The sequence below is a fragment of the Rheinheimera sp. genome, assembly GCF_036568245.1.
In the GTDB taxonomy this organism is placed as follows: domain Bacteria; phylum Pseudomonadota; class Gammaproteobacteria; order Enterobacterales; family Alteromonadaceae; genus Alishewanella.
Window position 1 is genome coordinate 1 of record NZ_DATCSY010000103.1, and the last position, 8,991, is coordinate 8,991.

Annotated in this window: 9 protein-coding genes; 7 read left to right on the plus strand and 2 right to left on the minus strand. The window is 51.7% G+C overall.

The window, feature by feature from the left end; genetic code table 11:
* From purD to purH, 6 genes are all read left to right on the plus strand, one after another.
* Nucleotides 1-890: phosphoribosylamine--glycine ligase (purD, locus tag VIN66_RS04660; RefSeq protein ID WP_331922908.1), on the plus strand; the 890-nt coding region annotated here is incomplete at its 5' end.
* Between the two features lie 132 nt (nt 891-1,022).
* Nucleotides 1,023-2,804: an ExeM/NucH family extracellular endonuclease gene (locus tag VIN66_RS04665; protein WP_331922909.1), complete on the plus strand. Its 1,782-nt coding sequence runs from the start codon at nt 1,023-1,025 to the stop codon at nt 2,802-2,804.
* 129 nt (nt 2,805-2,933) lie between these two features.
* Complete coding sequence (locus VIN66_RS04670) at nt 2,934-3,830, plus strand: phosphoribulokinase (protein WP_134057700.1); 897 nt, start codon at nt 2,934-2,936, stop codon at nt 3,828-3,830.
* A gap of 375 nt (nt 3,831-4,205) precedes the next feature.
* The gene (gene dusB / locus VIN66_RS04675) at nt 4,206-5,177 is read left to right on the plus strand and encodes a tRNA dihydrouridine synthase DusB (protein WP_331922914.1); all 972 of its coding nucleotides are present in this window, start codon (nt 4,206-4,208) and stop codon (nt 5,175-5,177) included.
* A 17-nt stretch (nt 5,178-5,194) separates the two neighbouring features.
* The gene (gene fis, locus VIN66_RS04680) at nt 5,195-5,485 is read left to right on the plus strand and encodes a DNA-binding transcriptional regulator Fis (RefSeq protein WP_092789540.1); all 291 of its coding nucleotides are present in this window, start codon (nt 5,195-5,197) and stop codon (nt 5,483-5,485) included.
* 375 nt (nt 5,486-5,860) lie between these two features.
* The gene (gene purH / locus VIN66_RS04685) at nt 5,861-7,447 is read left to right on the plus strand and encodes a bifunctional phosphoribosylaminoimidazolecarboxamide formyltransferase/IMP cyclohydrolase (protein WP_331922910.1); all 1,587 of its coding nucleotides are present in this window, start codon (nt 5,861-5,863) and stop codon (nt 7,445-7,447) included.
* Between the two features lie 44 nt (nt 7,448-7,491).
* Here purH and VIN66_RS04690 read toward each other — a convergent pair whose 3' ends face one another.
* A complete protein-coding gene (locus VIN66_RS04690) occupies nt 7,492-7,896 on the minus strand; it encodes a gamma-glutamylcyclotransferase family protein (RefSeq protein WP_331922911.1) in 405 nt (134 codons plus the stop codon).
* 61 nt (nt 7,897-7,957) lie between these two features.
* Nucleotides 7,958-8,440, minus strand: coding sequence for a phosphoglycerate mutase family protein (locus VIN66_RS04695; protein WP_331922912.1), 483 nt, complete (start codon nt 8,438-8,440; stop codon nt 7,958-7,960).
* Between the two features lie 155 nt (nt 8,441-8,595).
* On the opposite strand from VIN66_RS04695, the gene VIN66_RS04700 reads away from it, so the two are divergent.
* On the plus strand, nt 8,596-8,991 hold a 396-nt coding region (locus tag VIN66_RS04700), incomplete at its 3' end, for a sulfite exporter TauE/SafE family protein (protein ID WP_331922913.1).

Here is an 8,991-nt window from a genome sequence, read left to right on the forward strand (position 1 = left end):
CCTTCGCGCAAACACTTGGCCTGCCTGTTGTTATCAAAGCTGATGGCTTAGCAGCAGGTAAAGGTGTCATTATCGCCCAAACACAGGATGAAGCCGCTGCAGCTATCGACGATATGCTGTCTGGCAATAAGTTTGGCGATGCCGGTAGCCGCGTTGTGGTTGAAGAGTTCTTAACCGGTGAAGAAGCCTCTTTTATCGTTATGGTCGATGGCAAAACTGCCCTGCCGTTTGCCTCATCACAGGATCACAAAGCACGTGATAACGGCGATAAAGGCCCAAATACCGGCGGCATGGGTGCTTACTCACCGGCACCGGTGGTGACACCCGCTGTACATGACTGGGTGATGCAAAACGTGATTTACCCAACCGTTAACGGTATGGCAAGCGAAGGTACGGTGTTTACCGGTTTCTTATATGCTGGCCTGATGATTGCTGAAGATGGCAGCGCCAAAGTGCTGGAATTTAACTGCCGCTTTGGTGACCCGGAAACCCAGCCCATTATGATGCGGCTTCAATCCGACTTGGTTGAGTTATGCGTAGCGGCAACGCAAACACAGCTGGCTGGTAAAGCCATAGATTTCACCTCTGAAGCTGCTGTCGGTGTGGTGCTGGCCGCAGGCGGCTACCCGGACAGCTACGCCAAAGGCAAAGTAATATCTGGCCTGGATGGTGCCGACAGCGCCTCTGCCAAAGTGTTTCACGCCGGTACCGAGTTTAACGGCAATGATGTAGTAACTAACGGCGGCCGGGTGCTATGTGCCACCGCACTGGGCAGTAATGTTACCTCTGCGCAAAAAGCGGCTTATCAGCTGGCGGACAAAATCAGCTGGGACGGCATGTTCTGTCGCACTGACATTGGCTATCGCGCCATCGCCCGCGAGCAGAACTAAAGCGGCAGGCCCGGTCTGCCGGCCAGAAGGCTAAGTTTGTCGCATCACAGACTATGACCAGCGCAAGGCTGTTGTCATAGTCTGTTAATCCTCTCAGCCTACACTGCTTTTTTAATTCGGAATTACGGCTTTATGGTTAATCTACTACGTCTATCTGTGCCGCTGACGCTACTAAGTGCCGCATTCAGCGTTCAGTTTGCTTATGCACTGCCATGCAATGATAACTTTACCGCTATCGATACTATACAGGGCACAACAGATGCAAGCCCGTTGGCCGGACAACGGGTCAGTACCCGCGGCGTCGTCACGGCCCGGCTTTACCCGGGCACAAAAATGGCCGGAGTTATGCTGCGGGCAACTACGCCGGCAGTTAGTGGTGCGTCTTCCAGCCTGTTTATTGCCGATGCCAAGGTGGCAGAGCAATATCAACCCGGCCAGCAACTGCAGATAAGCGGTACAGTGACCGAGCTAAAACACTTTACCAGCTTAACGGAGATCAGCAGCATCACGCTTTGCGACGCCACTGCTGCAGTCACTCCTCTGACAGTAAAACTACCTCTGGCGCAGTTAAATGACTGGGAACAACTGGAAGGTGAACTGGTGCGCTTTAACCAGACACTGACTGTCAACGATACTTATGATCTTGGCCGCTATGGCGAAATAACGCTGGCAGATGCCCGGCTGATGGTGGCAACAGAAATTATGCACCCCGGTGCAGAGGCCGCAGCCCTGACTGCACAACAACAGTTACATATGCTGGTGTTAGATGATGGCCTGCTGAAACAAAACCCGGACCCGGTGATGTTTGCCGGTAATACACTCAGTGCAGCCAACACCCTGCGGGTTGGTGATACGTTAAGCGGGATTGAAGGCATAGTGCTGCAGGATGACCGTGGCTACCGCATAGTGCCAAGCCGTCAACCGGTATATCAGGCACACAACCCAAGGCCGGACAAGCCAGCTGCCAAGCCAGTAAATGCGCTGCGTATTGCCAGCTTTAACGTGCTGAACTTCTTTAATGGTGCAGGCCAGAGCCCGGCTTTCCCTACGAAGCGTGGCGCCAGCTCTGCTGCCGAATTTGAACGCCAACGGGCTAAAACCATTACCGCGCTTGCGGCACTGGACGCCGATGTCATCGGTTTGCTGGAAGTGGAAAACAACGGTTATGGCCAGCACAGCGCGTTAGCAAGTCTGACCGGAGCATTGAATAAAGTCAGCGCTAAGCCATACCGCTTTATTATCACCAGTGAACAACCGGGTGATGATGCAATAAAAGTCGCCTTGCTGTACCGCCCTTCCAGTGTCAGCGTGGAAGGCAAAGCCGCCATGTTACTGACTAAGCCGTTTGACTGGGGCAGCCGACCGCCACTGGCACAGAGTTTCCGCCATCTGGCCAGCAATGAACTGGTAACGGTCAGCATTAACCACTTTAAATCCAAAGGCAGCTGCCCGAAAGAAGCAGCCTCTGCTGATGCCGATCAACAGGATGGTCAGGGCTGCTGGAATGCACTGCGTACAACATCAGCTAAAGCTTTGAGCGACTGGCTGCGCAGCCAGCCTACCGGCGTTAAAACCGATAAGCAGATTATCCTGGGTGATTTAAATGCTTACCGGATGGAAGACCCGCTGCAGATGCTGACCAGCAATAACTGGCAGTATCTTAAGGCTGCTGAGGGTAGCAGTTACTCTTATGTCTACCGTGGCCGTACTGGCTCACTCGATCACGCTCTGGCAAGCCCGGCACTGGCAAAGCAGCTAAAGGCGATGCAACACTGGGCGATTAATGCTGATGAACCGACACTGCTCGACTATAACACTGAGTATAAGAGTGAACAGCAGCAGAAGTCGTTGTACGCGCCAACACCGTACCGTTCATCTGATCACGACCCGCTACTTGCTACCTTTCAATTCTAATTTTACTTTATCCGGCATATAGTTAGCGCTATATGCCGGCAGTAAACGCGCTGCCTAACCAATAAACAGTTGCGCCCGCTTTGCCTGTTGCTTTAAGGTTAGGTTCAGTTAAAGCAGCGGATAGCAGCTATGTCACATAAAAACCCTATTATTGCCATTACCGGTTCATCCGGTGCCGGCACCACGACGACAACGACAGCATTTCAGCATATTTTCCGTACGCTGGATATCGATGCCGCCTTTGTTGAGGGCGATTGTTTTCACCGTTTCAGCCGCCCTGAAATGGAAGTGGCCATCCGCAAAGCCAAAGAACAAGGCCGTCATATCAGTTATTTTGGTGCTGAAGCCAATGACTTTGGTGCGCTGGAAAATTTCTTTGCCAGTTATGGCGAAACCGGTAGCGGAAAAATCCGTCACTATCTGCATACTTTTGATGAAGCGGTGCCCTATAACCAGCTACCGGGCACCTTTACCCCCTGGCAGGATCTGCGCGCTAATACCGACTTGCTGTTTTATGAAGGTTTACACGGCGGCGCCGTAACCGATGAGCACGATGTGGCCAAACATGTCGATTTGCTGATCGGCATGGTGCCAATCGTTAACTTAGAGTGGATCCAGAAGATTATCCGCGACACTTCAGAGCGTGGTCACTCGCGCGAAGCCGTGCAGGCCAGCATAGTGCGCAGTATGGACGATTATATTAACCATATTACGCCGCAGTTCTCGCGCACCCATATTAACTTTCAGCGTGTCCCGACGGTGGATACCTCAAACCCGTTCAGCGCCAAAGATATCCCGTCACTGGATGAAAGCTTTGTCGTGATCCGCTTTCGCGGTATCAAACATGTCGACTTCCCCTATTACCTGCAAATGATTAACGGCTCTTTTATGTCACGGGTTAATACACTGGTGGTGCCTGGTGGCAAGATGGGCCTGGCGATGGAGCTGATTTTAACACCACTGGTGGAAGAACTGATGATTAAACGCCGCCAGGCGCGCGGCCAGGTAGATTGGTTAGGAACATAAACAACAATATCAGATGGACCTGAAACGATTTGCTCTAAACCAACCGTTGGAGCCCCGGACGGGCGCAAAGGAGCCTACAGGGATGTATTTACGGCGTGTTGGTGTGAGCAAACCGTTTCAGTGTTACAACGTAATTTGATATTTCTGTTGTCTAAATGATTGGTGACAAATTAAACAACCCTACAATTTTCATTTCCGCTACACCGCATTACACCGTTGCCCTTGCTTTACAAAACACCAATTTTCAGCCGTTTAGCGAATGTCAAGACTGCAAACCCCAGTAAATTTACACTTTTGTTTAAATATTAGCCTTTGCTTTGTCGGCAAAAATCCGTAAACTTAGCGCCCCTTACGGGTAGAGCCTTGGATTCAGTGGTGCGCATAGGTCCATATCAGTTAGCGAACAAGGTAATTTGTGCTCCGATGGCCGGAGTAACCGATCACACTTTTCGTGAGCTTTGCCGGCGTTTTGGTGCTGCTTTAGCTGTATCTGAAATGCTGTCAAGCAATCCGCTGGTGTGGCAGAGCGAAAAGTCACAGAATCGCATGGGCCACCGGCAGGAATCCGGTATCCGTTCGGTACAAATTGCCGGTTCAGATCCGCAGCAAATGGCTGAAGCGGCCCAATACAATGTTGATATCGGCGCCGATATTATCGATATCAATATGGGTTGCCCGGCGAAGAAGGTAAACAAGAAGCTGGCAGGTTCTGCTTTATTGCAGTATCCCGAGCTGGTGGAACAAATTGTCTGTGCGGTAGTCAATGCAGTGCAAGTACCGGTTACGTTAAAAATACGTACCGGTTGGGATACCGACAACAGAAACGGCGTACAGATCGCCCGTATAGCTGAAGATAACGGCATACAGGCACTGGCTGTGCATGGCAGAACGAAAGCCTGCATGTACAAAGGTGAAGCGGAATATGACACCATCCGCGCGATAAAGCAAAGCGTGTCGATCCCGGTGATTGCCAACGGCGATATTACCGGGCCGGAAAAAGCCCGTTATGTGCTGGATTACACCGGTGCTGACGCCATCATGATTGGCCGCGCAGCACAGGGCAGACCATGGATTTTCCGCGAAGTGGTGCATTATCTGGCCACTGGCGACAAACTGGCGCAACCTGCAGTCGCAGAGGTGCGTCAGATCATGCTGGAACATGTGCAGGGTTTACACCAACTTTATGGTGAGCAGGCCGGTTACCGCATTGCCCGCAAACATGTGGGCTGGTATTTAGCCGAGCACGATACGCTCGGTGTGTTTCGTAGTGAATTCAATGGCATTGAGTGTGCTAAACAGCAGCTTGACGCCTTAAATGACTATTTTCATCAACTAGCAGCAACCTAACGTAAAAGAGAAAAGCAATGTTTAATTCGAACGTTACTTCGCCATTTATTACTAACGCCCACGTACAAACGCAGGAAAAGCCACAAGCTTTAAGCACTGCAGCTCAGAAAGCTGTTGCTAACTACCTGCAGCAATTAAACGGTCAGGACGTTAACGATTTATACGAACTGGTATTATCTGAATTAGAGCGTCCGTTACTGGAAGAAGTGATGAAATACACCCGCGGCAACCAAACCCGCGCGGCTAACCTGATGGGCATCAACCGCGGTACGCTGCGTAAGAAGCTGAAACAGTACGGCATGAGTTAATGCCAACGCGGGGTTCGCCCCGCTACTAAGCACCTTCGGGTGCTTTTTTATTTACTGCACCTGAGGAATTTTACGCATTAAGCCCGCATTTACACCGGCACTCAGGACAGAAACAGAATACTCAATGAATTTAGTGGCAGCTGCCACCTTGCTCACGCCAACACGCCGTAAACCCATCCCTGGGGGCTCGTTTTACAAACTTCATCCGTGAAGTTTGCCCCTGCGGGACCAGCGATGCTGTTCAAATTCGCTCCATGCGAATTTGTCAGCCATCCAGGGCTTCAACGGTTAGCTTAGAGCAAGCTGACATCTGCCCATGCGCTAAACTGGCGTTAAGTTTTAACCCGATTTCTGCAAGCTAAATGAGAGTCTACCATGACGACACTAAGACCCATCCGCCGCGCACTGCTAAGTGTGTCAGACAAAACCGGTATCGTAGAATTTGCCCGTGCCTTGGCGGCGCAGCAAGTGGATATTCTATCAACCGGCGGCACAGCCAAATTACTGGCCGAGCAAGGCATTAAGGTAACTGAAGTCTCTGACTATACCGGCCACCCGGAAATTATGGACGGCCGGGTAAAAACCCTGCACCCTAAAATTCACGGTGGTATTTTGGCCCGCCGTGGCGTTGATGAAGGCGTAATGGCCGACAACAATATCGGTCCTATCGATTTAGTGGTAGTCAACCTGTACCCGTTCGCCAGCACCGTTGCCAAACCAGGCTGTACGCTGGAAGATGCCGTGGAAAACATCGATATCGGCGGCCCGACTATGGTGCGCGCTGCAGCGAAAAACCATAAAGACGTGACCATTATCGTTAATGCCAAAGACTACGATATGGTGCTCTCTGAAATGCAGGCCAACGGCGGCGCGACAACTCACGCTACCCGTTTTAGCTTAGCGATCAGCGCCTTTGAACACACAGCCCAATACGATGGCATGATTGCCAACTACTTTGGCGCTATGCTGCCGGCGTACGACACCCCAACCGAGCCAGCGACCAAGTTCCCACGTACTTTCAACGCGCAGTTTGTGAAAAAGCAAGACTTACGCTACGGCGAAAATAGCCACCAGAGCGCAGCGTTCTATGTGCAGGAAGGCGCAACTGAAGCGTCAGTGTCTACCGCTAAACAGCTGCAAGGTAAGGCGCTGTCTTACAATAATATCGCTGATACTGACGCGGCCCTTGAGTGCGTAAAAGAATTCGCTGAGCCAGCCTGTGTTATCGTTAAGCACGCTAACCCGTGTGGCGTGGCGATTGGCGACAGCATTTTAGATGCTTACAACCGCGCCTATAAAACCGACCCAACCTCGGCCTTTGGCGGCATTATTGCCTTTAACCGCGAGCTGGACGAAACCACGGCCAAAGAAATTGTCAGCCGGCAGTTTGTTGAGGTGATTATTGCACCAAACGCGACTGACGCAGCTGTTGCCATTGTTGGCACCAAGCCAAACGTACGTTTGTTGGTATGTGGTGAATTCAGCCCGGCCACAGCGGCACTGGATATTAAGCAGGTTAACGGTGGCATGTTACTGCAGGATCGTGATCAGGCCAAAGTGGCCGCCAGCGACCTTAAAGTTGTTACCAAGCGCCAGCCCACCGAGCAGGAATTAAAAGACTTACTGTTCTGCTGGAAAGTGGCTAAGTTTGTTAAATCAAACGCCATTGTTTATGTAAAAGACAGCATGACCATCGGCGTTGGCGCCGGCCAGATGAGCCGCGTGTACAGCGCCAAAATTGCCGGTATTAAAGCCGCTGATGAAAACCTGGAAGTTAAAGGCTCAGTAATGGCATCTGATGCGTTCTTCCCGTTCCGCGACGGTATCGACGCTGCAGCTGCTGCAGGTATCACAGCGGTAATTCAGCCAGGTGGTTCAATGCGCGATGCGGAAGTTATCGCTGCCGCCGACGAGCACGGTATGGCAATGGTATTTACCGGCGTGCGTCACTTTAGACACTAAGCACTGCTTTAAATGCTAAAAAGGCCGCATTGCGGCCTTTTTTATTACCAGAGCAAACCATCAAGATAATCGCCGCTGACTATCTGTTTCAAGCCACTAAGATGACGGTTATACAGATACACCCAAGCATTGACGCTGTCGCCATTTTCCAGCGTAACCTGCTGCAATACACGACGGTACTCCTGCGGTGGCGGAAAATCTGCACTGCACTCTTCGTAGCGATCCAGCTCCGCCAGTGTTTGCGCTGGTTTAAGCAGCTGATATACCTCGCCCACTACCTGCTGCGCCGGGTTACCTGAGGGCACTACGCCAGGGTAATGGCTGACACGGTAAAGTTTGCCCTGATAATGCGCGATCCCCATATAACGGCTGTCAGCAGCCAGCACGGCATGCATAGGATGGGCACAGGCACGGCGTAGCGTGCCATAAACAAACAGAAAATCGGCCATTGAATAAGTCCCGGCTTTAACCTTAGCCTGCACTATAACGGTTAACGCCGCGGGTGGAAAACTACATAAATTTAGCCGGTATTGACCATTCCAGCTGAAAGGTCTGGCTGTCGTGCTGATAACACAGGCAGGTTAGTGAGGCTTTTTTAATTTTAAAGACACTGCCGCCGCTATCCAGCAAGCGGCTGATCAGCGCCGATAAATCCGGTTCGTGCCCAACCAACAGCGTATGCGCAGGTAAGTTAGGTAGCAGTTGCCGAAGCAGCGTAGATGACGTCACAGCGCCCGTCTCCAGTGCCAGCCAGGGCAGCTCCTGTACCTGCGCTAAACCAGCTTCTTTGCGTACTATCGCGGCCGTTTGCACCGCCCTTGGGTAAGGGCTGCTGAACACAGCTTCAGGCGTAATCGCATAGCGCTGCATAAAAGCCGCGACACGCCGCGCCTGCAAGCGGCCTTTTTCAATCAGGCAACGGTCTATATCCAGCTGATTGGGCCGGATCACTTCTGCTGTTGCATGACGTAAAAAATATAAGTATTTATCCATAGCGGGCGCAGTTATAGCATGGCATTAAGGCAGAATTATGACTGCCAGCAGCGTAATAACCAAACTTCTGCGGTTGCGGTTTTCCTGCCGCAATTTTTTGCCAGTTTTGTTAAATCAGGGTATGTTGCCTGCCAGTTTTTACAAGGAGGCCAAAGATGGCAATTGAGTGGATATTGGCCTTTCTGGCGCTGGGGTGTTTTGCCGGTGTAATGGCAGGTTTGTTGGGTATTGGCGGTGGCGGCATCATGGTGCCACTGCTGACCACTATTTTTCTGGCCCAGGGTATAGCACCCGAGGCAGTGGTGCATCTGGCACTGGGTACGTCTATGGCGACCATTGTCATGACATCACTGTCGAGCATGCGGGCGCACCATGCCCGTGGCGGTGTAATTTGGCCCGTGGTTAAAGCCATGGCGCCGGGCGTTATAGTGGGCACTTTTGCCGCCACTTTTGTTGCCGCCCGTATCAGCTCGCTGTATCTGGCCGGCTTTTTCGCGCTGTTTATGGGCTATGTCGCCTTTACTATGTTGCGGGCGAAAACGCCTACGGCT